27 protein-coding genes are annotated in these 23,757 nt (G+C 60.9%); 13 read left to right on the top strand and 14 right to left on the bottom strand.

Going from position 1 to position 23,757, the window contains the following annotated elements; genetic code table 11:
- Positions 1 to 15 precede the first annotated feature (15 nt).
- The 6 genes from ybeY (at position 16) to trmB (ending at position 6,296) form a co-directional block, all read left to right on the top strand.
- A complete protein-coding gene (gene ybeY, locus ACQKKX_RS17000) occupies positions 16 to 525 on the top strand; it encodes an rRNA maturation RNase YbeY (RefSeq protein ID WP_427572274.1) in 510 nt (169 codons plus the stop codon).
- A gap of 9 nt (positions 526 to 534) precedes the next feature.
- A complete protein-coding gene (locus ACQKKX_RS16995) occupies positions 535 to 1,731 on the top strand; it encodes a hemolysin family protein (RefSeq protein WP_427572273.1) in 1,197 nt (398 codons plus the stop codon).
- A gap of 153 nt (positions 1,732 to 1,884) precedes the next feature.
- Positions 1,885 to 3,486, top strand: coding sequence for an apolipoprotein N-acyltransferase (gene lnt / locus ACQKKX_RS16990; RefSeq protein WP_427572271.1), 1,602 nt, complete (start codon positions 1,885 to 1,887; stop codon positions 3,484 to 3,486).
- Positions 3,487 to 3,639: 153 nt separating this feature from the next.
- Positions 3,640 to 4,059, top strand: a complete 420-nt coding sequence (locus ACQKKX_RS16985) for a helix-turn-helix domain-containing protein (RefSeq protein ID WP_427572270.1) — start codon at positions 3,640 to 3,642, stop codon at positions 4,057 to 4,059.
- A gap of 204 nt (positions 4,060 to 4,263) precedes the next feature.
- Positions 4,264 to 5,508 carry a methionine adenosyltransferase gene (gene metK / locus ACQKKX_RS16980; protein ID WP_427572268.1) on the top strand — a complete coding sequence of 415 codons (1,245 nt, stop codon included), beginning with the start codon at positions 4,264 to 4,266 and terminating at the stop codon, positions 5,506 to 5,508.
- A gap of 86 nt (positions 5,509 to 5,594) precedes the next feature.
- Entirely contained in the window at positions 5,595 to 6,296 is a 702-nt protein-coding gene (gene trmB, locus ACQKKX_RS16975; protein ID WP_427572266.1) for a tRNA (guanosine(46)-N7)-methyltransferase TrmB, read from the top strand.
- A 78-nt stretch (positions 6,297 to 6,374) separates the two neighbouring features.
- Here the strand turns inward: trmB and ACQKKX_RS16970 are convergent, their stop codons facing one another.
- The 4 genes from ACQKKX_RS16970 to ACQKKX_RS16955 all read right to left on the bottom strand — a co-directional run bounded on the left by ACQKKX_RS16970 (position 6,375) and on the right by ACQKKX_RS16955 (position 9,400).
- Positions 6,375 to 6,632, bottom strand: a complete 258-nt coding sequence (locus ACQKKX_RS16970; protein WP_427572264.1) for a DUF1150 family protein — start codon at positions 6,630 to 6,632, stop codon at positions 6,375 to 6,377.
- A 44-nt stretch (positions 6,633 to 6,676) separates the two neighbouring features.
- On the bottom strand, positions 6,677 to 7,102 hold the full coding sequence (locus tag ACQKKX_RS16965) for an Hsp20 family protein (RefSeq protein ID WP_427572263.1): 426 nt from the start codon (positions 7,100 to 7,102) through the stop codon (positions 6,677 to 6,679).
- A 121-nt stretch (positions 7,103 to 7,223) separates the two neighbouring features.
- On the bottom strand, positions 7,224 to 8,123 hold the full coding sequence (locus tag ACQKKX_RS16960) for a ribokinase (protein ID WP_427572262.1): 900 nt from the start codon (positions 8,121 to 8,123) through the stop codon (positions 7,224 to 7,226).
- A 56-nt stretch (positions 8,124 to 8,179) separates the two neighbouring features.
- Positions 8,180 to 9,400, bottom strand: a complete 1,221-nt coding sequence (locus ACQKKX_RS16955) for a DNA recombination protein RmuC (protein WP_427572260.1) — start codon at positions 9,398 to 9,400, stop codon at positions 8,180 to 8,182.
- A 161-nt stretch (positions 9,401 to 9,561) separates the two neighbouring features.
- Between ACQKKX_RS16955 and def the strand changes: the two genes are divergently transcribed.
- The 3 genes from def (at position 9,562) to truA (ending at position 11,863) form a co-directional block, all read left to right on the top strand.
- On the top strand, positions 9,562 to 10,074 hold the full coding sequence (gene def / locus ACQKKX_RS16950; protein WP_427572259.1) for a peptide deformylase: 513 nt from the start codon (positions 9,562 to 9,564) through the stop codon (positions 10,072 to 10,074).
- Between the two features lie 71 nt (positions 10,075 to 10,145).
- Complete coding sequence (gene fmt, locus ACQKKX_RS16945) at positions 10,146 to 11,108, top strand: methionyl-tRNA formyltransferase (RefSeq protein WP_427572257.1); 963 nt, start codon at positions 10,146 to 10,148, stop codon at positions 11,106 to 11,108.
- Complete coding sequence (gene truA / locus ACQKKX_RS16940; protein ID WP_427572255.1) at positions 11,108 to 11,863, top strand: tRNA pseudouridine(38-40) synthase TruA; 756 nt, start codon at positions 11,108 to 11,110, stop codon at positions 11,861 to 11,863. Before fmt ends, truA begins: the two co-directional genes overlap by 1 nt.
- A 15-nt stretch (positions 11,864 to 11,878) precedes the next feature.
- On the opposite strand, the gene ACQKKX_RS16935 is transcribed toward truA, so the two are convergent.
- Genes ACQKKX_RS16935 through dapD form a run of 3 tightly spaced genes read right to left on the bottom strand, consistent with a single transcriptional unit; the run spans position 11,879 to position 14,538 of the window.
- Positions 11,879 to 12,472 carry a hypothetical protein gene (locus ACQKKX_RS16935; RefSeq protein WP_427572253.1) on the bottom strand — a complete coding sequence of 198 codons (594 nt, stop codon included), beginning with the start codon at positions 12,470 to 12,472 and terminating at the stop codon, positions 11,879 to 11,881.
- On the bottom strand, positions 12,456 to 13,652 hold the full coding sequence (gene dapE, locus ACQKKX_RS16930; protein ID WP_427572251.1) for a succinyl-diaminopimelate desuccinylase: 1,197 nt from the start codon (positions 13,650 to 13,652) through the stop codon (positions 12,456 to 12,458). Before dapE ends, ACQKKX_RS16935 begins: the two co-directional genes overlap by 17 nt.
- Positions 13,653 to 13,677: 25 nt before the next feature.
- The gene (dapD, locus tag ACQKKX_RS16925; protein ID WP_427572249.1) at positions 13,678 to 14,538 is read right to left on the bottom strand and encodes a 2,3,4,5-tetrahydropyridine-2,6-dicarboxylate N-succinyltransferase; all 861 of its coding nucleotides are present in this window, start codon (positions 14,536 to 14,538) and stop codon (positions 13,678 to 13,680) included.
- A gap of 141 nt (positions 14,539 to 14,679) precedes the next feature.
- Between dapD and ACQKKX_RS16920 the strand changes: the two genes are divergently transcribed.
- Positions 14,680 to 15,540 carry an LOG family protein gene (locus tag ACQKKX_RS16920; RefSeq protein ID WP_427572247.1) on the top strand — a complete coding sequence of 287 codons (861 nt, stop codon included), beginning with the start codon at positions 14,680 to 14,682 and terminating at the stop codon, positions 15,538 to 15,540.
- Between the two features lie 282 nt (positions 15,541 to 15,822).
- On the opposite strand, the gene ACQKKX_RS16915 is transcribed toward ACQKKX_RS16920, so the two are convergent.
- The 3 genes from ACQKKX_RS16915 to argB all read right to left on the bottom strand — a co-directional run bounded on the left by ACQKKX_RS16915 (position 15,823) and on the right by argB (position 18,230).
- A complete protein-coding gene (locus ACQKKX_RS16915; protein ID WP_427572245.1) occupies positions 15,823 to 16,434 on the bottom strand; it encodes an EF-hand domain-containing protein in 612 nt (203 codons plus the stop codon).
- Between the two features lie 138 nt (positions 16,435 to 16,572).
- The gene (locus tag ACQKKX_RS16910; protein WP_427572243.1) at positions 16,573 to 17,280 is read right to left on the bottom strand and encodes a pyrimidine 5'-nucleotidase; all 708 of its coding nucleotides are present in this window, start codon (positions 17,278 to 17,280) and stop codon (positions 16,573 to 16,575) included.
- A gap of 62 nt (positions 17,281 to 17,342) precedes the next feature.
- The gene (gene argB, locus ACQKKX_RS16905) at positions 17,343 to 18,230 is read right to left on the bottom strand and encodes an acetylglutamate kinase (protein ID WP_427572241.1); all 888 of its coding nucleotides are present in this window, start codon (positions 18,228 to 18,230) and stop codon (positions 17,343 to 17,345) included.
- Positions 18,231 to 18,379: 149 nt separating this feature from the next.
- Between argB and ACQKKX_RS16900 the strand changes: the two genes are divergently transcribed.
- The 3 genes from ACQKKX_RS16900 (at position 18,380) to ACQKKX_RS16890 (ending at position 20,373) form a co-directional block, all read left to right on the top strand.
- Complete coding sequence (locus ACQKKX_RS16900; RefSeq protein WP_427572239.1) at positions 18,380 to 18,922, top strand: sigma-70 family RNA polymerase sigma factor; 543 nt, start codon at positions 18,380 to 18,382, stop codon at positions 18,920 to 18,922.
- On the top strand, positions 18,919 to 19,632 hold the full coding sequence (locus ACQKKX_RS16895) for an anti-sigma factor (RefSeq protein WP_427572238.1): 714 nt from the start codon (positions 18,919 to 18,921) through the stop codon (positions 19,630 to 19,632). The genes ACQKKX_RS16900 and ACQKKX_RS16895 overlap by 4 nt, the downstream gene beginning before the upstream one ends.
- A 186-nt stretch (positions 19,633 to 19,818) precedes the next feature.
- Positions 19,819 to 20,373 (top strand): fasciclin domain-containing protein, encoded by a 555-nt coding sequence (locus ACQKKX_RS16890; RefSeq protein WP_427572236.1) that lies wholly within the window; start codon positions 19,819 to 19,821, stop codon positions 20,371 to 20,373.
- 132 nt (positions 20,374 to 20,505) lie between these two features.
- Here the strand turns inward: ACQKKX_RS16890 and yihA are convergent, their stop codons facing one another.
- The 4 genes from yihA to rpmH all read right to left on the bottom strand — a co-directional run bounded on the left by yihA (position 20,506) and on the right by rpmH (position 23,650).
- Positions 20,506 to 21,165, bottom strand: a complete 660-nt coding sequence (yihA, locus tag ACQKKX_RS16885) for a ribosome biogenesis GTP-binding protein YihA/YsxC (protein WP_427572234.1) — start codon at positions 21,163 to 21,165, stop codon at positions 20,506 to 20,508.
- A 131-nt stretch (positions 21,166 to 21,296) separates the two neighbouring features.
- Positions 21,297 to 23,096 carry a membrane protein insertase YidC gene (gene yidC, locus ACQKKX_RS16880; protein ID WP_427572232.1) on the bottom strand — a complete coding sequence of 600 codons (1,800 nt, stop codon included), beginning with the start codon at positions 23,094 to 23,096 and terminating at the stop codon, positions 21,297 to 21,299.
- On the bottom strand, positions 23,080 to 23,502 hold the full coding sequence (rnpA, locus tag ACQKKX_RS16875; protein WP_427572230.1) for a ribonuclease P protein component: 423 nt from the start codon (positions 23,500 to 23,502) through the stop codon (positions 23,080 to 23,082). The genes yidC and rnpA overlap by 17 nt, the downstream gene beginning before the upstream one ends.
- 13 nt (positions 23,503 to 23,515) lie before the next feature.
- Positions 23,516 to 23,650 carry a 50S ribosomal protein L34 gene (gene rpmH / locus ACQKKX_RS16870; protein WP_109458303.1) on the bottom strand — a complete coding sequence of 45 codons (135 nt, stop codon included), beginning with the start codon at positions 23,648 to 23,650 and terminating at the stop codon, positions 23,516 to 23,518.
- Between the last annotated feature and the right edge of the window lie 107 nt (positions 23,651 to 23,757).

The following is a 23,757-nucleotide window of genomic DNA, read 5'->3' as shown; positions in this document are numbered from 1 at the left end:
CGGCCGGGAATTGTTATGCCCGAACTCGATATTCAGATCAGCGTGGAAGACGGCGGCTGGCCGGACGAGGAAACGCTTTACGCTCTCAGCGAAAAGGTGCTTCAGGCTGCGGCGAACTTCCTGTCGGATAAAGAAAAACAGCCTTTTCCGCCTTTGCCCGTGGAAGTTTCGCTGGTCTTTACCGATGACGAAACCATCCGGCAGATCAATGCTGAATGGCGGCAAAAAGATAAGCCAACCAACGTGTTATCCTTCCCAGCCTACCCTCTTGAGCCTGGCGGCAAACCGGGCCCCATGCTGGGCGACATCGTGATTGCACGCGAAACCGTGGCACGCGAGGCGGTTGATCTCGACAAGAAATTCGACGATCATCTGACACATCTGATGGTGCACGGGTTCCTGCATCTCTTTGGTTATGACCACCTCGAAAGCGAGGAGGCGGAAGAGATGGAGGAACTGGAGACTCGCATTTTGGCCACGCTTGGCCTATCTGATCCCTATGCGGGACAAGACCCGATAATATAGTCTGGAACAATGAACGATCATTCGAGCAATGCTGCCGCCCGTGACGGCAACGCGGAATCGTCCTCCTCCGAAGAGGGTGGCAGTCCGTTACGTCACGAAAATGCCAACCGGACCCAGTCGTCCTTCTGGTCTCGCGCCGTCCGGCTGCTGAGACCCTCGCAGGGCGAAAGACTGCGGGAGGACCTGGCCGACGCGCTGATGACGGACGCGGCCGTCAGCAATGCGTTTTCGCCCGAGGAGCGGGCGATGCTGCACAACATCCTGCGCTTCCGCGAAGTCCGCGTAGAAGATGTGATGATTCCCCGCGCCGATATCGAAGCCGTCGACATGACGATGACGCTCGGCGATCTTCTGATCCATTTCGAGGAAACCGGCCGTTCGCGCATGCCAGTCTATGCCGATACGCTGGATGACCCGCGTGGCATGGTGCATATCCGCGATCTCTTGTCCTACCTGGCCAAGCAGGCCCGCAACAAGCGCCGCGCTGCTACGGGGCGCGGCATCGAGGCGGACATGGCTGCCGAAGGTGACGTTGCCCCGCAGAAGCCTGTTCGCGCCGCCAAGGCTGCATTCGACCTCGGTCGCGTCGACCTCGCCAAGACTGTTGCAGAAGCGGGCCTGGTGCGTAAGATCCTGTTCGTGCCGCCGTCGATGCTCGCATCCGAACTTCTCAGCAGCATGCAGGCCGCCCGCACCCAGATGGCCCTCGTCATCGACGAATATGGCGGCACCGACGGCCTCGTCAGCCATGAGGATATCGTCGAAATGGTCATCGGCAATGTCGAGGACGAACATGACGACGAGGAAGTGATGTTTTCGCGTATCAGCGAGGATGTGTTCGTGGCGGATGCCCGCGTCGAGCTGGAGGAAATCGCCGGTGCGATCGGTCCGGATTTCGACGTGCGCGTGCACGCGGAAGAGGTCGATACGCTGGGCGGCCTGATCTTCTCGGCCCTGGGCCGTATCCCGGTGCGGGGCGAGGTCGTACAGGCGGTCCCGGGCTTCGAATTCCAGATCCTCGAGGCGGATCCACGCCGCATCAAGCGTGTCCGCATCCTGCGTAAGCGGGCAGCTGTCCGCCGTCGCATCAAGAGCGACCTGGAGGTTTCCGCCGATCTGGACGCTTCCGTCGGTGGCGATGGAGCTCCACCGATCAGCGGCCTTGCACCGCCGCCGGCAGCCCGCGTCGAGCAGCCGCGGACCTGATCTTGCAGACAGGTGACATTTTTGAGCGGCACGCCCAGGCGTGCCGTTTTGCCATCGAGGTAAGGCATCTGACTGCACGGACAAGCTGCACGACAGGAAGCGGTTTTTTTGGAACACTGCCGCGGGTTTGATTCGGGCGATATGAGGGTGTGAATGGAGCGGCTTGCAGGCAGGGTCATGCTTCTTTGGGGGTGGCAGCGCGCGATTCTGGCGATGGCTGCCGGTGCGCTCGGCGCGCTGGCGCAGCCGCCATTCGGCTTCTTTGCGGCATTCTTCGTCTCCTTCACCCTTCTCGTCTGGCTGATGGACGGATCCACGGCCGGCGCCGAAGGCGGCGTATTCAGGCGTTTCCGCGCCACATTCATTCTCGGCTGGCTGTTCGGGTTCGGTTATTTCGTCGCCGGGCTGTGGTGGCTCGGCAACGCCCTTCTTGTCGATTCCGATGAATTCGCGTGGGCGCTGCCGCTCGCCGTCTTTGGTCTGCCGGCCTATCTCGCGCTGTTTTACGGACTGGCGGCAGCCATTGCCGGTCTCTTGTGGTCGGATGGGTTTGGTCGTCTGGCTGCACTTGCGCTGGGGTTCGGGCTTGGCGAATGGCTGCGCAGTTTCGTTCTGACCGGCTTTCCCTGGAACACGATCGCCTATGGCGTCATGCCCATCCCGATGATGATGCAGTCTGTCGGCGTGGTCGGCATATTCGGGCTCACCATGCTCGCGGTTCTGGTCTTTGCCGCACCGGCATTGATTGCCACCCGCAAGGGCATGGTTGGCGGACTGGCGGTCGCGATCCTCTTGTTTGCCGTCCATCTCGGTTACGGTGCCTGGCGCCTTTCCGAGGCCGATGCGCTGATGGCGGCGCGTCCGCAGCAGGATGTTGCCGTCCGCCTGGTCCAGCCGGTGATCGATCAGGCACGCAAGATGGACAATAGCGATCGGATCGCGATTTTCGAGGAACATCTTGCATTGAGCGCCTTGCCCCCTTCGCCAGGCGCCAAGAGACCGGACGTGATCGTCTGGCCGGAAACCTCACTGCCATTCATCCTGACGCAGAACCAGGATGCGCTGGTGCGGATTGCCGATGTGCTTCAGGATGGCCAGGTGTTGATTGCCGGCGCTGTACGCGCGGAAGATGCCGGTCCCGGCCGGCCGCCCCGCTACTACAACTCGATTTATGCCATCGACAGTCAGGGGCAGATCATTGGCGCCAGCGACAAGGTGCATCTTACGCCTTTCGGCGAGTACCTTCCCTTTGAAGAGTTTTTTAACTCTGTCGGCATCGGAAATATCGTCGACATGCCGGGTGGCTACACAGCCGGAAGCCGCCGCGCATTGATCACGCTGCCATCCGGCTTAAGCCTATATCCGCTGATCTGTTACGAGGCCATCTTTCCGGACGAAATGACTGCGGATATCGAAACGGCAAGCCTTCTTCTCAACATCACCAATGATGCGTGGTTCGGTATGACGCCGGGTCCCTACCAGCATTTTCTGCAGGCGCGTGTACGGGCGATCGAGACGGGACTGCCCATGATTCGGGATGCCAATAACGGAATCTCTGCCGTGACCGACCCGTTCGGGCGGATATTAACAGGGCTCGACCTAAATCACAAAAGCGTGATTGATGCTACCTTGGGTGGCGGCTCTGTCTCGCACTGGAACAATTCAAGCCGACAGATGCACCTATGGTTGATTGCCAGCGCAATGTTTCTGATTGCACTGATTTCGCGTCTGGGTTTCAATTCTCGCGTCAATTGACCAAAAACCCCCAAAAATGCATAGTGTCTACAGCCTATCGTGTTGCCATATGCTTCCTCGTTTATGTTGCGTGCAGCTAAATTAGCAATGAGTGTATTTACACACGGGATACGGGTTATGGGGATTTGATAGCAACCTAATTAGGACTGTGAGATGATTGAGAATAAGAAGAAGCCGAATCCGATTGACATTCATGTCGGTAGTCGCATTCGCCTTCGCCGCACGATGCTGGGCATGAGCCAGGAAAAGCTGGGCGAAAGCCTCGGCATTACTTTCCAGCAGATCCAGAAATACGAAAAGGGTACCAACCGCGTTGGTGCCAGCCGCCTTCAGAATATTTCGAGCATACTGAACGTCCCGGTCTCTTTCTTTTTCGAAGATGCTCCTGGCGACCAGAATAACGGTCAGGCGGGAATGGCTGAAGCCTCGAGCTCTAACTACGTCGTCGACTTCCTGTCCTCGTCCGAGGGCTTGCAACTCAACCGCGCGTTTGTAAAAATTTCGGATCCCAAGGTTCGTCGCCGTCTGGTTGATCTGGTCAAGACACTCGCCGCCGAGGCAGATACCGAATAACGCATTCCTCCCAAGACTGCGGAAGTGAAAGCGGCCACCCGGCCGCTTTTTTCGTATTGGCCGCCCGCGGCGCCGCCCAGTGTCGCACGCTCGCAGCACTCATGGGAAATCACCGCATAAAGATATATTTATGTCGTTGTGTTCTTGTCTTCGTGTGGCGATGTCAGTACACATCCGCCGAGTTGTTCTTGAGGGGAATCCCAAATGCGTGCCAACTACCTCTTCACCAGCGAATCCGTTGCTGAGGGCCATCCGGACAAGGTTTGCGACCGTATTTCCGATGAGATCGTCGATCTTGTCTATCGCGAAGCCGTGAAGACCGGGATCAATCCCTGGACGGTGCGCATCGCCTGCGAAACGCTGGCAACCACCAATCGCGTCATCATCGCCGGTGAAGTGCGACTGCCGCCGAGCCTGATGAAGAAGGACAAGAACGGCAACGACGTCATCAACCCGGCCAAATTCAAGTCGGCCGCGCGCAAGGCGATCAAGGACATCGGCTACGAACAGGACGGTTTCCACTGGAAGACGGCGAAGATCGATGTGTTGCTGCATTCGCAGTCCGCCGATATTGCCCAGGGCGTCGATAGCGCCGCCGACCAGCAGGGCGACGAAGGGGCCGGCGACCAGGGCATCATGTTCGGTTACGCCTGCAAGGAAACGCCGGACCTGATGCCGGCGCCTATCTATTACTCGCATCGTATCCTGCAACTGCTCGCAACCGCCCGCAAGAAGGGCGAGGGCGATGCCGGCAAGCTCGGTCCCGACGCCAAGAGCCAGGTGACCGTCCGTTACGAAGACGGCAAGCCGGCAGGCGTCGCCTCCATCGTGCTCTCGACGCAGCACCTCGATACCAGCTGGGATTCGAAAAAGGTTCGTCAGGTTGTCGAACCCTATATCCGTGAAGCCATCGGCGAGTTGCCGATCGATGCGGATTGCAAGTGGTACATCAATCCCACCGGCAAGTTCGTCATCGGTGGCCCGGACGGCGACGCCGGTCTGACCGGTCGCAAGATCATCGTCGATACCTATGGCGGTGCAGCACCGCACGGCGGCGGCGCCTTTTCCGGCAAGGACACGACCAAGGTCGACCGTTCGGCTGCCTATGCCGCCCGCTACCTTGCCAAGAACGTCGTCGCTGCCGGTCTCGCAGAACGCTGCACGATCCAGATTTCCTACGCAATCGGCATCGCCCAGCCCCTGTCGATCTATGTCGATCTGCACGGCACCGGCAACAATGTCACGGAAGATCAGGTCGAAGCGGCCATCCGCAAGACCATGGATCTTTCTCCCGGTGGCATTCGCCGGCACCTTGACCTGAACAAGCCGATTTATGCCAAGACCGCATCCTACGGCCATTTTGGCCGCAAGAACGGCCGCGACGGTTCGTTTTCCTGGGAGAAGCTCGATCTCGTCAAGCCGCTGAAGGAAGCGCTGAAGGCAGCCTGATCGGTCTTTACGGACCGCGCCATAAAAATGTAAAGCGGATGTCTCCTTGCCGAGGCGTCCGCTTTTTTAGTTTCGAAAGACCGACCATGACCGAACCGTCCCATCCGACACGTGCGACCGAAGCCTTCTTCGGCAGACGCAAGGGCAAGCCCCTGCGCGAGCGCCAGGCGGAAACGATGGAGACGGTGTTGCCGGCACTGGCCGTCGATCTGGCAGTCGAGGCGCCGAGGGATCTTACCGATCTCTTCTCGTTCCCGCCGCAGCGCCTGCGGCTGGAAATCGGCTTCGGCGGCGGCGAACACCTTGTGCATCGCGCTCAGGAAGAGCCGTCAACCGGTTTCGTCGGCGTCGAGCCCTTCGTCAATTCCATGGCGAAACTACTCGGCCGTGTCGGCGAGCTCGGGCTCAACAATGTGCGTGTTTATGCCGATGATGCGACGCAGCTTCTCGACTGGATGCCGGACGCCTGCATCGACCGTATCGATCTTCTCTATCCCGATCCGTGGCCGAAGAAGAAGCACTGGAAGCGTCGGTTCGTTTCGCAGGTCAACCTGACCCGCTTTCATCGCGTGCTCAAGCCGGGCGGGCTGTTCTGCTTCGCCTCGGATATCGATACCTATGTCAACTGGACACTGACGCATTGCCACGAGCATGGCGGCTTTGAATGGCAGGCGAGGGAACCCGCCAACTGGCTGACGCCCTTCGCCGGCTGGCCCGGCACGCGTTACGAGGCAAAGGCCAAGCGCGAAGGACGATCGTCCGCCTATCTGACATTCCGGCGCGTCTGAGGCGTCGGCCCGCAGCGGCGATGCGGGAGGTCAAGGCGCGAATGCTGCAAGCCGCCGCGCTTGTCCTCCTGGTCTGTCTTAGTGGAGGCTGACGGTACGCAACTCGTCTTCGGCAGCCTTGAAGAAGGTGCTGGAACGGTTGTCGCTGAGCAGGATCGGCGTGCCGTCGGCGCCAAACAGTGCCCAAAGGTCGAGAGCGGGATCGATTTCGGGGGCTTCCGGAAAGCAGCGGGAGACCTCTTCGGAGCGCACCTTGCGGATATAGCCGACTTCACCGGCCCCGAGATCAACGAGTTCATTCTGCGTCAAGCGCGCAGTTGCTTCTTTAAGCAGCATTCCGGCCTCCAGGTTGAGGGCATTTCGGCATTGTCGCCGTTGACCTACTGTGAGACAGAAATGTTAATTTTTCGCACCATGCGTTCAGGTTCGGGACGGATCAGATCGACCGACAGCAAGCCATTACGCAGACCAGCGCCGCCCACCTGCATTCCGTCCGCCAGCACGAAAACGCGCTGAAACTGGCGTGCGGCGATACCGCGATAGAGATAGTCGCGATCCGGCACTTCGACCTGCCGGCCGCGAATGATCAACTGGTTTTCCTCGACGGTAACGTCGAGCTCTTCTTCCGCAAACCCCGCCACGGCAATGGTGATGCGCAAACGCTCGACGCCGCGGCCGTCCGGCGCGATGCGTTCGATATTGTAGGGTGGATAACCGTCATTGGCCTTGGCCAGACGTTCGATGGTCTTCTCCATCGCGTCAAAGCCCAGAAACAACGGGCTCGCAAAGGTCGTGCTTCGGCTCATGTCCTTCAGTCCTTGAATTCAAGCGACCCTGTCCGCACCCGAAATGGCATGCGGCCGTGACATTCATATGGGAAATTTCAGCGCGCGCTGCAAGCGTCGCTGCGCCGACAGCGGCGAGCGATCAAAGATGTGCGGCAACCTCGTCGGCGCTCGGGATAGAGGGCTGCGCACCGGCTTTCATGCAGGCAAGCGAGCCGGCGATGGCGGCGCGGCGCAGCGCGTCGGGAAAGTCGAGCCCCTGTTCCAGTCCGGACACCAGATATCCGCAAAACGTGTCGCCGGCGCCCACCGTATCGACGGGCCTGATATCCAGCCCTTTGGCCGTGTGGATGACGCCGTTGCGGATGGCAATGACGCCTTCCCCGCCAAGTGTGACGATCAATGCCTGGCCCCGTTCGGAATGCCATTCCCGCATGGCGCTCTCGCGTGCGTCGGCCTGCGTGATCGGACGGCCGACCAGCAGGGAAAATTCCGTCTCGTTGGCGATGACGATATCGGCAAGCGTTGCCAGTTCGGCGGCCTGCGGCGTCAAAGGCGCTGTGTTGAGAATGCTGACGATATGTTGGGCGCGCGCGGAGAGCAGGGCCCGCTCGACGCTGGCTGCAGGAATTTCCAGTTGTAGCATCAACAGGCTTCCGGCCCTCATCGTGCCGACCGCCCTGTGTGCCTGATCGTCGTCGATCGTGCCGTTTGCGCCCGGCACGACGACGATCATGTTTTCGCCGTCGCCGCCGACCAGAATCTGCGCCGTACCGGTCGGAGCATCGCTGCGGGCAACGGCGGTCAGGTCGACGCCGGCCTGATCCAGCAGTTCCAGAGCCGGCCCGGCAAATTCGTCCTCTCCCACCGCACCGGCCATGCGCACGCCGCTGCCTGCGCGCCGTGCCGCCAGTGCCTGATTGGCGCCCTTGCCGCCGGCGGCTGTGGCAAAGCCGGTGCCGGCCACGGTTTCACCCGGCTGCGGCAGACGCGGCGTGGTGGCGATAAGGTCCATATTGATGGAGCCGAGAACAGTGATCATGACATGCCTGCGCGCGTTCTGGAGCAAAAATCTGCGGCGGACACTGCCCGACCGCGTTAGTCCTCGTCAACCACTCTCAGCTTGAGAAGGCCAGTGCGGTTCTCGATCCCTGATTTCGGCTGTAGCCTGGCGCTCTCCCCGTCCGCCTGATGCGGGGCAGGAGCCTCAAGCTCCAGCGCGCTGATCCTTGTGCCGCGACGGTTCAGCTTGTCGGAAGAGGTGAGGATCTGCTCGACGTCCTTCTGGGCAGCCAGGAAATGGCTCTGCAATTTCCGCGTCCTCTCGTCCAGCCGACCGAGGTCTTCCATCAGAAGTGCCACTTCGCCCTGGATCAGATGGGCCTGTTCGCGCATGCGCTGGTCCTTCAGTACGGCCTGGATGACCTGAATGGACAGCATCAGCAGCGAGGGCGAGACGATGACGATGCGTGCGCGCTGCGCCTTCTGCACCACGCCTTCGAAATGTTCATGGATCTCCGCAAAGATCGATTCTGACGGCACGAACAGAAAGGCGGTATCCTGGGTCTCGCCGTGAATGAGGTATTTTTCAGCAATGTCCTTGATGTGAACTTCAAGATCGCGACGAAACTGCTGGCCGGCATTGCGCCGCAGATCCGCGTCGGTCGCCTCGCGAAACACGTTCCAGGCTTCCAGCGGAAATTTCGCATCTACAACGAGCGGAGGTGCGCCATTGGGCATGGCAATCGTGCAATCCGGCCGCGTGCCGTTGGAAAGCATGGTCTGAAACCCGTAGGCCCCCTGCGGCAAGGCGTCGGCAACGATCGTTTCCATCCGCCCCTGACCGAAGGCGCCGCGCGTCTGCTTGTTGGAAAGGATCGCCTGCAGCCCGACGACATCCTTGGCCAACGTCTGGATATTGTTCTGCGCGGCATCGATCACGGCCAGCCGTTCCTGCAGGGCGCGCAGATTGTCGTGGGTGGATTTCGTCTGCTCGGTGATCGTTGCTCCCAGCCGGTGGCTCATGCCGTCAAGACGCTGGTTGACGGCGCGGTTGAGTTCCGCCTGGCGATGGCCAAGCGCCTCTCCCATGGCTGCCATCCGCCCCTGCATTTCCGATTGAAGCCTCAACATCTCACCCAGTCGGGCATCGGCTTCCATCGCCCGGCGCGCCGTTTCCTCCCGCTCGCGAACGGAAGCGCGCCGACCGGATACCAGAAGCACGAGAGTGAACAGGAACACAAGCACGGCGAAACCGGCTGTTGCCGCTAGGAGGGGATTGGCGAAGAGCATTGCCGAGAGAGACTGTTGGGTTTGCATTTCTCAAGCCTAGCACATTTGTGCAGCCTGGAAAGATCAAAACAGGAACAAAGAACTGCGTCCAATCCGAGTGGGGCCGCTTTTCGTCTCACGCACGCCGGTCATGGCACGGAATGCAATTTTTGTTTTCCAGTTCGACAAGATGGGATAATGGGAAGGCCATGACGATCAAGCCGCTTATTATCCTGCCCGACCCTGTGCTGCGCACGGTTTCCGCTCCCATCGAACGTGTCGACGACGAGGTGCTGAAGCTTGCCGACGACATGCTGGAGACGATGTATGACGCGCCCGGCATTGGCCTTGCCGCGATCCAGATCGGTGTGCCGCGCCGTCTTCTGGTGATCGATATCGCCAAGGAAGGCGATCCGGCCCAGCCGATGGTGTTCATCAACCCGGAAATCGTGAAATCCTCGGATGATCGTTCGGTCTACGAGGAAGGCTGCCTGTCGATCCCGGAATATTATGCCGAGGTGGAACGCCCGGCGACCGTGACGGTGAAACATATCGGTCGTGACGGCAAGGAGCACATGCTCGAAGCCGATGGCCTGCTGGCGACCTGTTTCCAGCACGAACTGGATCATCTGAACGGCGTTCTCTTCATCGACCATATTTCGCGGCTGAAACGCGAGATGGTGATCAAGAAATTCACCAAGGCCGCCAAGGCCAAGGTCTGACTGCGGCGCTTCAGGATCGGGGTGACAGTGCTTCGGTCCCACCATGCCCATGACCAACGACGGGTTCGACCATGTCTCTTCGCATCATCTTCATGGGTACGCCGGACTTTTCCGTGCCGACGCTGCGGGCCTTGAAGGAGGCCGGGCACGAGATCGTCGCCGTGTACAGTCAACCGCCACGCCCGGCGGGCCGGCGCGGGCTTGATCTTACCAAGTCGCGGGTGCATCAGGCAGCTGAACTGCTCGGCACTCCGGTGCTGACGCCATTGAATTTCAAGGCCGAGGAAGACCGCGAGACGTTCCGGGCATTCAACGCCGATGTCGCCGTCGTCGTCGCCTACGGGTTGCTCCTCCCGGTCGCCATTCTCGAAGGCACACGGCTCGGCTGCTATAATGGTCACGCCTCGCTTCTGCCACGCTGGCGCGGGGCCGCGCCCATCCAGCGCGCCATCATGGCCGGCGACGACAGGACCGGCATGATCGTCATGAAGATGGAGAAAGGCCTCGACACCGGGCCGATGGCTCTGACGAAGGAAGTCGAGATCGGCGAGGCAATGACGGCTGGCGAACTGCATGACCGGCTGATGCGGGTCGGTGCCCGCGCCATGGTGGAAGCCATGGAGAAGCTTGAAGCCGACGACCTGCCGCTGACGCCTCAGCCGGAAGAGGGCGTTCTCTACGCCGCCAAGATCGACAAGGCCGAAACCCGTATCGATTTTTCGAAGCCGGCGCGCGACGTCCATAACCACATCCGGGGACTGTCACCCTTTCCGGGTGCGTGGTTCGAGCTGGACGTCAACGGCAAGCCTGAACGGGTGAAGGTCCTCGCGTCTGCCCTCGCCGAAGGACAAGGGCAGCCTGGCGAGGTTCTGGATGGCGAACCGTTGCGGATTGCCTGCGCTGACGGCGCGGTTCGTCTCGATCGTCTGCAGAAGGCCGGCGGCAAACCGCTCGATGCTGCCGACTTCCGGCGCGGCACACCGATCGCTGCGGGCACGGTTCTGCCGATGCCGGCGATAGTCGGGGTCGTCTGATGCCCCGTTTCCGCATGACCGTCGAATATGACGGTACCGCCTATGTCGGCTGGCAGCGCCAGGAAAACGGCCATTCCGCGCAGTCGGCGATCGAGAAGGCGATCCTCGCGCTGACCGGCGAGACCATCTCGATCCGCGGTGCAGGTCGCACGGATTCGGGCGTGCATGCGCGTGGTCAGGTCATCCATGCCGACCTGGCGCGGGACTGGCAGCCCTACAAGTTGCGCAACGCCGTCAATGCCCATCTGATGATGGCGCAGGAAGCGGTGTCGATCGTCGAGGTCGCGGCCGTCGATGAGACTTTCGACGCGCGCTTTTCGGCGCTCAAGCGGCACTATCTCTACCGCATCCTCAACCGCCCGGCGCCGCTGGCGCTGGAGAAGAGCCGGGCCTGGTGGGTCGCAAGGGATCTCGACCACGAAACCATGCATGCAGCCGCGCAGGAACTGGTGGGCCATCACGACTTCACGACCTTCCGCTCCACCCATTGCCAGGCCAAGAATCCGGTGCGTACGCTGGATAGGCTGGATGTCACCCGCCTCGGAGACCTGATCGAAATTCGCGCCAGTGCCCAGAGCTTTCTCCACAACCAGATACGCTCCTTTGCCGGCACGCTTAAAGTGGTGGGTGAGGGCAAGATGACGGCGCGTGACGTGCGTGCCGCGCTCGAAGCCCGCGACCGGAAGCAGTGCGGCCCGGTCGCGCCGCCCGAAGGGCTCTATTTCATGAAGGTGGAATACCCGGGCGACGCGTGAGGCGGCATTCGCCGCTTAAGGCACGACGCCGAGAAACGTCTGCAACGCGTCAGAAAGCAACAGCGAGGGAATGATCAGCGTCATGGCCATGGCGGCGACGGTCAGCGGCTGGGGACCGAGGATCATCCGCAGGACGCGCGACAACGAAAATACCAGTGCGAGCAGCAGGAAAAACCACAACAGGACGACCAGTCCCTCGCTGCCCGGCACGAAGAAGGCGACGAGGATGAGAAAGCCATAGCCGTAAGTGATTGGCACCGCGAGCCAGTTGGACGCGGCGACGATGGCGGCAAACCGGCTGCGAAGGCCCAGTAGAAGGCACAGAAACGCCACCAGGATCAGCGGCACGATCCAGTTCACGCCGTCGATCAGGGCAAGCTTGAGAAAATAGAGCGGCCCGGCCTGCGTATCGGGCGGTGATGTTTCGAGAAACGACAGCCGCATCGAATTCCACGAAACCAGCATGGGCGGCAGGCACCAGATGATCGCCCAGAACGAACGGTTCATGCCGCGCTCGGTAAGGTCGAGCCGGCGGAACCCCTCGGCATCGCCTTTGACCAGCAGCCAAAGGCCGGAAACATAGAATTGGATTTCAGCAAATGACGGCATCGGCAAACCACCGGCGAATGAAATCCCCATAGATGCGGGTGAGTGTTTCCAGATCCGCGACCGCCACGCGCTCATCCACCATATGCATGGTCTGGCCGACAAGACCGAATTCCACCACCGGGCAATAGTCCTTGATGAAACGGGCGTCCGAGGTGCCGCCGGTGGTCGAGAGCTTCGGACGCCTGCCGGTGACAGTTTCGACGGAGGCGGCAAGCGAGCCGATCAGCGCATCGTTGCGGGTCAGGAAAACGTGGCTGGGGCGGTCTGCCCAGCTGATTTCGTGACGGATGGCGTCGCGCCCGGGCCGCAGCGGGTTTTCGCGGGCGGCCGCATCCATGCGGCGCATGATCTCCGCTTTCACGGTATCGGCGGTCCAGCGATCGTTGAACCGTATGTTGAAGGCGAATGTGGCCTTTCCCGGCACGACATTGGTCGCCGGATTGCCGACATCGAGCGTCGTCACCTCCAGATTGGAGGCCGGGAATTCCGGCGTTCCGGTATCGAAAGGCGGGTCCATCAGGGACGCTGCCAGGGACAACGCACCGCGCACGGCATTGTCGGCAAGATGAGGATAGGCGGCATGGCCCTGTAGGCCGTGAACGGTGACCTTGCCGGAAACGGAACCGCGCCGGCCGATCTTGATCATGTCGCCAAGACTGTCGGGATTGGTCGGTTCGCCCACCAGGCAGGCATCCCAGCGCTCGCCCTTGTCTGCAGCCCATCTCAGCAGCTTTTCCGTGCCATTGACCGCCGGACCTTCCTCGTCGCCGGTAATCAGGAACGAGATCGAGCCTCTTGGCGCGCCGTGCTGTTCGATATGGCGGGCGACGGCGGCGACAAAACAGGCAATGCCGCCCTTCATGTCGACAGCGCCGCGGCCAAACAGTTCGCCATCAGCGATCTCGGCGGCAAAGGGCGGGTGGGTCCAGGACGCCTGGTCGCCGGGCGGCACGACATCGGTGTGCCCGGCAAACATCAAATGAGGCCCCTCTGTCCCGATGCGGGCATAGAGGTTTTCGATGTCCAGCATGCCCGGTTCGCTGGCCACCATACGCTCGACCGTAAAGCCGAGTGGCGTCAGCATGGCTTCAAGGGCGCTCAGCGCGCCCCCTTCAGCCGGGGTGACAGAAGGGCAACGGATCAGCGCCTGCAGGTTTGCGACCGGATCTGCAACGGACATCGGAGAACCTTGGGAAGGGGTGGGATCAGTCGCGCAGCAGCTCGTTGATGCCGGTCTTCGAACGGGTCTTCTCATCGACCGTCTTGACGATCACGGCGCAGTAGAGATGGGGAGCGGGAGCGCCGTTCGGCATGGTGGCACTGCCCGAGGGCATCGAGCCGGCGACGACGACCGAGTAGGGCGGCACTTCGCCGAAGGTGACTTCGCCGGTGGCCCGGTTGACGATCTTGGTGGACTTGCCGATGTAGACGCCCATGCCGAGAACGGAACCTTCGCGGATGATGCAGCCTTCGACGACTTCCGAACGCGCGCCGATGAAGCAATTGTCCTCGATAATGGTCGGGCCCGCCTGCATCGGCTCCAGAACGCCGCCAATGCCGACGCCGCCGGACAGGTGCACGTTCTTGCCGATCTGCGCGCAGGAGCCGACGGTTGCCCAGGTGTCGACCATCGTGCCTTCATCGACATAGGCGCCGAGATTGACGAAGGACGGCATCAGCACGACGTTCTTGGCGACATAGGCCGAGCGGCGCACGACGGCGTTCGGAACGGCGCGGAAGCCGGCGGCACGGAATTCGCTCTCCCCCCAGCCTTCGAATTTGGATGGAACCTTGTCCCACCATGTCGAGTTGCCCGGACCGTTCTTGACGACTTCCATGTCGTTGAGGCGGAAGGAGAGAAGAACGGCCTTCTTGAGCCATTGATTGACGGTCCAGCTGCCGTCTTCACCGCGCATGGCGACCCGGGCCTGGCCGGAATCAAGCAGGTTCAGCGAGGTTTCCACCGCATCGCGCACTTCGCCCTGGGTCGAGAGGTTGACGCTGTCGCGGTTGTCGAAAGCGGTCTCGATGGTTTTTTCGAGGGTGGCGAAGTCGATGCTGCTCATCAGGGATCCTTAGACGTCAAACGATACCGTGAACCCGATATCGTGAAGAGGGAGATGGCCTTGCTCTCTGGCAAAAACATGGGCTTTGGTCTAAGCGACCACCGATCGGGCGTCAATGTGATTTGGTACTGAGGGAATGGAATGACGAAGATCGAAAACGAAGGCGCCAGACGCACCGATGGCGTCTGGGATCCCCTGAAGGACAGCGGCAGCGACAAGCGCAAGGCCGAAACCGTTCCAAAGACCCCGCAAACGCTGTCGCCTTCCTACCGCCTGGCCTATGCCGACCCGGATTTCCTTTGCAGCGAAGAACTACGCCCTGTCCGCCTGCAACTCGAGCTTCTGAAGGTTGAACTGTCGCTCAAGGAAATGGGCATCAATTCGACCGTCGTTCTGTTCGGCGGCGCCCGCATTCCGGCACCCGGCGTCGAGCCCTGGGCGGCACGCAACGAGACCCAGCGCCGGAATTTGATGGACGCTTCGGTCTATTACGAGGAGGCGCGCAAGTTTGCGGGCCTGTGCGCGCAGCACTCACGTCTTGCCGATTTCAAGGAATATGTAGTGGTCACGGGCGGCGGCCCGGGCGTGATGGAGGCCGGCAACCGCGGCGCTTCGGAAGCCGGCGCGCCGACCATCGGCCTCAACATCGTCCTTCCGCATGAGCAGGCCCCGAACCGCTTCGTCACGCCGGAACTCAGCTTCAACTTCCACTATTTCGCCATCCGCAAGATGCACTTTCTGACACGGGCGAAGGCCGTGGTTGTGTTCCCGGGGGGCTTCGGCACGCTGGACGAAATGTTCGAGGCTCTGACCCTCATCCAGACCAAGCGCATGGAACCGATCCCGATCATCCTGTTCTCGCAAGCCTTCTGGCGCGGCATCATCGATTTCGGCGCGCTGGCCGATTTCGGCACCATTTCGCCGGAAGACCTGTCGCTGTTCAGTTTCGTCGAGACGGCGGAAGAAGCGTGGAACGTGATTTCGGAATTCTACGGATTGTAACCGGTGGTCCGGCGCGTGCCTGTCACCATCGACGCGCCAAAACCGGACGTCTTGCCATTCACACGTAAAAATAGATCAGCAGGCAGCTGCAGACAAAGGCACTCATAATCATCCACCGCGTATTCGTGCTCATGTCGCGCCTCCGCACTCCGTACCGGGGAAGTATACGCGACTTCGAGGGCGGAACAAGCTGCCGGCCGTAGCGCCGGCGATCTCTGCCTGACGAAAAAGAACCCGCCCCCCTGGGGAGAAGGGGCGGGTTCTGCAACGCTCTGCCGGAAATTAGAGGGGGCGGACCGGCAGGTCGTCGATGCTGATGGCACCATCCTTGTTGGTGTCCATGAAGGCGAAGAATTTCTCCGTGGCCGCCGTGGCTTCGGCCTTGCTCACCTGGCCGTTCTCATCCGTATCGGCGAAACGGATGAAGCCCATGGCGCCGCCTGCGCCCTTGCCGTGGCGACCGGGGCCTTTGGCATGATGCGGCTTGCCGCCCTTGCCCTCGGCGCGTTCATGCTTCGGGCCGTCGCCATCCTTTGCGGCGTCTTCACGCTCGGGGCGGGGATGGTCCTTGCGGAACGCTTCCATGGCGGCCTTGCGATAGGCGCGGAATTCGCCCGGCGTCAGCGAACCGTCCTTGTCGGCGTCGATTTCGGCAAATTTCTTTTCCTCGAAAGCGGTTAGTTCCGCCTTCGTCACCTTGCCGTCCTTGTTGGCGTCGGCGTTTTTCAGGAGGTAGATGAAGGCGCGTTCCTTCATCATCGGGCCGCCCATCTCATGGCGCGGGCCATGACCCTTCGAGCCGCGATCACCCGGAGCCGCAAAGCTTGCGGGAGCGGTGGCGCCGAACACAAAAGCGGCTCCAAGGGCGGCAAGTGCGATCTTCTTGGCGTTCATGATGTTTCCTTCCTGATTGCTTCTTACGCCCCAAGGTAAGGCGTGGTGCCGGCCGGAACCACTTAAACGTCGGTAAGGTGGATGAACTTTCGGTAAGGTGAACTGACGGCCGCGCAAATCGCGCACGACCGATCCTTGTCAGTCCCGAAGCGCCTTCAGGAAACCGGTAAGATCCTCGGTTACGTAATCGATATGCACGTCTTCGTCGCTGATCTTTTCCCAGCGCTCGATGACGATATCGGCGGTCACTTCCGGGGCCAGAAGCACGGTGCGCATGCCCATCGCTTTTGGGGCCACGAGGTTTCGCGGCAGGTCCTCGAACATCGCAGCCCGCTTCGCATCCACCTTGTTCAGCGCAGCGAACTTGTCATAGGTGGCGCTGGCCGGCTTCGGCAGGTAGTCGGCCGCAACGATGTCGAAAATGTCCTCGAAATGGTCGAGAATGCCCATGGCACCGGCGGCCGCTTGCGCGTGTGGAACCGTGCCGTTGGTGAGGATGAACTTGCGGCCCGGCAGCGCCCTGATCGCCTCGCCAAGGTCGGGCTGCGGCTGCAGCAACGAATAGTCGATCGCATGGGCGCGTTCCAGAAATGCGGCCGGATCGACGGCGTGATTGAGCATCAGACCTTTCAGCGTTGTGCCATGCTCATGATAATAGCGCTTCTGCAGCACCCTGGCATCGGCCGGCTCCATCTGAAGCAGTTCCGACACGAACGCGGTCATGTTGGTGTCGATCTGCGCGAACAGATTGATGTGATGCGGATAGAGCGTGTTGTCGAGATCGAACACCCAATCGGTGACATGGGCGAAATCGTCGGGATCGGGTATCGTCTTCAGATGCGGCATGCGGCCGTTATGCACCGCCGCATGCGCAAAGGAAACCCCGGACTAGGATCCGCTATTGCCGATCAGGGAACGATCAATGTCCCGGCGCCGTGCTCGGTGAAGATTTCGAGCAGCACCGAATGGGCAGTCTTGCCGTTGAGGATCACTACGCCCTGAACGCCGGAACGGATCGCATCGATGCAGGTCTCGACCTTGGGGATCATGCCGCCGGAAATCGTGCCGTCCTTGATCAGCGCCTGCGCCTGCGCGACCGTCAATTCCTTGATGAGGTTCTTGTCGCGGTCGAGCACGCCCGGAACGTCGGTCAGAAACAGAAGGCGGGTGGCGTGCAGGGCTCCTGCGATGGCGCCGGCAAACGTATCGGCGTTGATATTGTAGGTGGCGCCGTCGCGACCCGGAGCAACCGGTGCAATGACCGGGATCATTTCGGATTTGGCCAGAAGGTCAAGCAGCGTGCGGTCGACTTCCACGACTTCACCGACGAAACCGAGATCGAGCACGCGTTCGATATTGCTGTCGGGATCGATGATCGTTTTCTTGGCTTTTTCGGCAAACACCATGTTGCCGTCCTTGCCACAAAGGCCGATCGCCCATTCGCCGGTCTGGTTGATCAGCGCAACGATTTCCTTGTTGATCGAGCCGGCCAGAACCATTTCGACGATCTCGACGGTCTTCGCATCGGTGACGCGCAAACCGCCTTCGAATTTCGATTCGATGCCCATCTTGGTCAGCATCGCGCCGATCTGGGGGCCGCCGCCATGCACGACGATCGGGTTTACACCCGACTGTTTCAAAAGCGCGATATCGGCCGCGAAAGCCTTGCCGAGCGCGGTGTCGCCCATGGCGTGGCCGCCGTATTTCACCACGATGGTCTTGTTCTCATAGCGCTGCATGTAGGGCAGAGCCTGTGCAAGCAACTGGGCCTGGAGTTCGCTGTCGGAAGCCGTCATGGAAAAATCCCTACATCGTGACTGCGCGCCTTTTAACGCAAGTTTTCAGCCATGAAAACAATTCCCCAACAGATTTAGCGATGAGGCATATTGACATTGTACCCCTTCGGACAACCATTGCGGGATAGGGATGGAGAGGGGGTGCAAGCATGGCAGGTGAAGACCTCGCAGCGATGATCTCGCGTGTCAGTCTTGGCGATCGCGGTGCGTTTTCCGCGCTTTATTCGGCGACGTCGCCGAAACTTTTTTCCGTGTGCCTTCGTATTCTCAAGGACAGGACCGATGCCGAAGATGCCCTCCAGGAAATTTTCGTCAAGATCTGGCACCGCGCCGACCGCTTTGCGGCCAGCGGCATCAACCCGCTTGGCTGGCTGACGGCGATTGCGCGCAACCATTCGATCGACCTGTTGCGAGCCCGCCGCCCCGTTGCCAGCAACATCGATGAAGACGGATGGGATATCGCCGACAGTGGTGCCGATCCGGAGCAGGCCGCCGTCCTAAAGGGCGAAGGCAAGCGCATTGACAGGTGTATGGAAGAGTTGGAATCTGACCGCGCAGGCGCCGTTCGCAGCGCCTATGTGGAGGGTTTGAGTTACCAGGAATTGGCAGACCGCCATGCTGTGCCGCTCAACACGATGCGCACCTGGCTGCGGCGAAGCCTTTTGAAGCTGAGAGAGTGCTTGGACAGATGACGACACCGGAACAGAGCGAAGGCGACAGGGCCCGCGATCAGGTGATTGCCGGCGAATATGTGCTGGGCGTGCTGTCGCTGGAGGAGCGACGCAATGTCGAGGCGCGCATGGCGCGCGACACGGTATTTGCGGCCATGGTCGGTCGCTGGTCGGAAAACCTGTCGAGTTTTGACGACGATTATGACCCGGCGACGCCGCGGGCAGGGCTCTATCCTCGAATTGAAGCGCGGCTGTTTCCGAAGACGCCAAAGCGCGGCCTTGCTGGCGCATGGAGTTCGGTTGCGCTGTGGCGCGCCATGACGGCACTCTCCCTCCTTCTTCTGGCCGGGACGGTGGTCGTGCAGAACCTGCCGGTCGGCACTCGCCCGCAGGCCCAGCCGCTGGTGGCGCAGTTGTCGGGTGAGGGCAATGCCATCAGCCTCGTCGCGAGCTACAGTGCCGATAGTGGTCGTCTGTCGCTAACCCCGGTCGCCGCTGGACCGAGTGACCAGCGGTCGCTCGAACTCTGGATGATCTCCGGCAACGATCCGGCGGCCTCCCTTGGCGTACTGCCTCAGAGCGGCGAAGGCGAGATCGAGGTTCCGCCGGAAATGCGCAGCCGCATTGCCGCCGGGATCACGCTTGCCGTCAGTCTCGAACCTTACGGCGGTTCGCCGACCGGGCAGCCGACCGGCCCCGTTCTCGCGCTTGGCCAGACGCGCGCGCCCTGACCAGCACCTGTTATCCCAAAAGAAAAATCCGGCGCCAAATCGCCGGATTTTTTTTGTTTGAAGCGTCGCGCGGCTGAAACTCTTCTCCCCGAACGTCCGTCTACTCTCATGTTCAAAAGGATGAGGAACCAGCGCTCCGGCAGCCTGCCGAGATCGCCGGATCAATTGTGGAAGAGGACGTCTGAAATGTTGAAATCCGCTATTCGCGCGCTGGCGATCGTCGGCGTGGTGGCTGCCGCCGGCGGGGCGCAGGCCAAGAATCCCATGGTTGGCGGCGCCGCCATGTACGAAAACAAGAACATCGTCGAAAACGCCGTCAATTCGAAGGACCACACCACGCTGGTTGCCGCCGTCAAGGCTGCCGGCCTGGTCGATACGCTTTCCGGCAAGGGCCCATTCACGGTCTTTGCGCCCACCAACGAAGCTTTCGCAAAGCTCCCCAAGGGCACGGTCGATACGCTGCTGAAGCCGGAAAACAAGGCCAAGCTCACCAAGGTCCTGACCTGCCACGTCGTTGCCGCCAATGCCATGTCCATGGCGATCGAAAAGATGATCAAGGACGATAACGGCACCCATGACGTCAAGACCGTTGGCGGCTGCGTGCTCAAGGCCAAGCAGTCCATGGGCAAGATCACGCTGACCGATGAAAACGGTGGTGTCGCGCATGTGACGATCGCCGACGTCAAGCAGTCGAACGGCGTCATTCACGTCATCGACGCGGTGCTGCTGCCGAAAATGTAAGCTCTACCGTCCGGCATGGTCGGTGCCGAAATCGAGGCGCGACCATGCTTACAGAATAACGGCCGCTTCCGCCCCGAACGCGGCCGTTCAACCGGTCTGACGGTCTTCCCCTGCCGTCCCCACAGCAAACCGTCAGGCCGGTTTCCCCACCGCAATGCCGATGGCGCGGCGAAGGTCGTCGATGCCACCCGCCTTTTCCGAGGAGGTCGCCAGCACTTCCGGGAAAGCCGCGGGCCGTTTGCGGATCTTCTCCGTGGTTTCCTCGATCAGGCGCCGCACGCCGGCTTCCTTGATCTTGTCGGTCTTGGTCAGCACGACCTGGTAGGAGACCGCTGCCTTGTCGAGCAGATCCAGCACTTCCTCATCGTTCTTCTTGATGCCGTGCCGGCTGTCGATCAGCACATAGACGCGCTTCAGCGTGGCGCGGCCGCGCAGGTAATCGAATACAAGCTTGGTCCAGTTGTCGACCATGGCTTTCGGCGCCTGGGCATAGCCATAGCCCGGCATGTCCACGATCGCCATTGGCGGCAGATCGCCGGCCTGGCCGGAATAGCCGTCGGGCACGAAATAATTGAGTTCCTGGGTGCGGCCCGGCGTATTGGATGTGCGAGCAAGACCCTTCTTGGCGACGAGCGCATTGATGAGCGACGACTTGCCGACATTCGAGCGTCCGGCAAAGGCAACTTCCAGCGGTCCTTCAGGCGGCAGGAAATCCATCGAGGGCACGCCACGGATGAAGATCCAGGGGCGGCCGAACAGCGGCTTGGCGTCCATGTTTCCGTCTGCGGGCATCGGTCTTGTCGTCCTGTCTTGATCTGAAGGCTCGGGCTTCGTGGTTTTAGGGTTCATTGTCAAGCTTTGCCGGGCACGGCTGCGTGGCCGCGACCAAAAGAAAAACCCCGCCGCAGCGGGGTTTGTCCATGTCATTTGTTTTCTTCTGCCGGCGGCTTCTTCTTAAAAAGCCCCTTCAAATTGTCGAATAGTTCGATCTTTGCGCCGTGGCGTTTCATGATGATCGCCTGCTGGGTGACCGAGAGCGTGTTGTTCCAGGCCCAGTAGATCACCAGGCCGGCCGGGAAGCTTGCCAGCATGAAGGTGAAGACCAGCGGCATCCAGGTGAAGATCATCGCCTGGGTCGGATCCGGCGGGGTCGGGTTCATGCGCATCTGCACGAACATGGTGACACCCATGATCAGCGGCCAGACGCCGATCATCAGCGCGTGCGGCACGTCATAGGGCAGGAGGCCGAACAGGTTGAACAGCGAGGTCGGATCGGGTGCAGAAAGGTCCTGAATCCAGCCGAAGAACGGCGCGTGGCGCATCTCGATGGTCACGTAGATGACCTTGTAGAGCGCGAAGAACACGGGGATCTGCAGAAGAACCGGCCAGCAACCGGCGATCGGATTGATCTTTTCTTCCTTGTAGAGTTCCATCATGGCCTTCTGCAGGGCCATGCGGTCGTCCCCGTGCTTCGCCTTCAGCTCCTCCATCTTCGGCTGAACGCGCTTCATGTTGGCCATGGAGGCATACTGCTTGCTGGCCAGCGGGAAGAAGATCGCCTTGACGACGATGGTGGTGAGCAGGATGGCGACGCCGAAATTGCCGACGTGACGGAAGAAGAAGTCCATCAGCTGGAACATTGGCTTGGTGAAGAACCAGAACCAGCCCCAGTCGATCATGCGGTCGAACAGCGGGATGTTGAACTGGGTCTCATACTGCGCGACCAGCGGCACTTCCTTGGCACCGGCGAAGACCAGGTTCTTCAACTCGGTCGAAGCGTTCGGCTGGATGGTGATGTTTTCGGTCTTGAAGTCGGCCTGGTATCGCGGCTGACCATCGGTGAAATGGGAATAGCGCGACGTGTAGGCGATGGTCTGCGGCGGGATAAGCGCCGAGGCCCAGTATTTGTCGGTAATGCCGATCCATCCGCCGGTTGCCTTGGGATGGGCGACGTCCTCTTCTTCGATGTTGGAATAGGTGTGTTCAGACAGGCTGCCGTCGGTGCCGACGACGCCGAGGAAGCCTTCATGGATGACCCAGACGGAAGGTGTCGCCGGCTTGTTGTAACGGGTCACGCGGCCGTAGGAACCGATATTGATGGCGGCGCCGGTCGGGTTGTCGATCTTGTCGTCGACCGTCAGCATGTAGTGCTCGTCGACGGAAATCCTGCGGGTGAAGACGACGCCCTTGTCGTTGGTCCAGGTCAGCGAGACGGGGGTCTGGACGGTCAGCTTGTCGCCGCTCGCCACGGTCCACTGCGTACCTGGGCCGGGAACGGTGCCGGAATCGGCGCTGCCGACAAAGCCGACTTCACTGAAATAGCCGTCCTTGGTGTCGGCGGGCGAGAAGAGGGTGATGAGCGGGCTCGTATCATCCACGGTCTCATGGTAGTCGCGCAGTTTCAGGTCGTCGAAACGCGCACCGGTCAGGTTGATCGAGCCGGAAAGGGCCGGCGTATCGATGACGATACGCGGCGACTTCGCCAGCGATTCCTCGCGGGTGGCGGTGGCCTGCGCCTGCGTCGCGCCGGGCAGGCCGGTGGTCGGCGAGGTCGCGCCCGGGCTTTCCGGGGTGATGGTCTGCTGCTGCGCCTGCTGGGCCAAACGGGCTTCTTCGGCACGCTGCTGGGCTTCCATTCGCGGGCCCATATAGAGGAACTGCCAGGCAAGGACGATCAGCACCGATAGGCCGATCGCGATGAAGTAATTACGGTTTTTTTCCATCATGCTTTCCTGGGGCGGAGTTCCTTGGGGCGCCATGTCTCGGTCGGCTCTCGATGCGCTGGCAAAGCGCGGCCTCCAGATCGGCAAATTTCGCCGTCAGCACTTCGCGTCGGGCGACAATGACATAATCGTGTCCGTCTTTCATTGCAATTGCGGCGCTGTGCCCAACGGCAGCCTTCAGCCTGCGGCGCATGCGGTTTCGCTCAACCGCGTTGCCATGCTTCTTGGTGACGGTGAACCCGACGCGGGCACCGGTATCCGGTTCCTGGCGGTCGAGCACTTCCAGAAGAAAGAACTTGCCTTTGCGGCGTTCTCCCTCCCGGACACGAAGAAACTGCGGACGGCTTTTCAGCCGCCCGACAGCATTTTTCGGAGGATTGTCGTCTTTGGTCGCCCGGTTTGTCATCGGGCAGCCGGCCTTAGGCCGAAAGACGCTTGCGGCCGCGTGCGCGGCGAGCTGCCAGAACCTTCTGGCCGCCATTGGTTGCCATGCGGGCGCGGAAACCGTGACGACGCTTGCGAACAAGCTTGGACGGCTGGTAGGTACGCTTCATTTTTTTAATACCGCGGTGTGCGGCCCTTCTTGGGTTTGCTTCAAGGAGCAAGAGCGTTGCGAAAGAAACGTCACGGCAAAAGGCTTGCGCTCGCGCAGACCAGGGGC

Origin of the sequence: Neorhizobium sp. NPDC001467 (genome assembly GCF_050275975.1) — a bacterium.
Classification (GTDB): Bacteria; Pseudomonadota; Alphaproteobacteria; order Rhizobiales; family Rhizobiaceae; genus Neorhizobium.
Note: the sequence above shows the minus strand (reverse complement) of the source record. Positions and strands in the feature narration are given on the sequence as shown.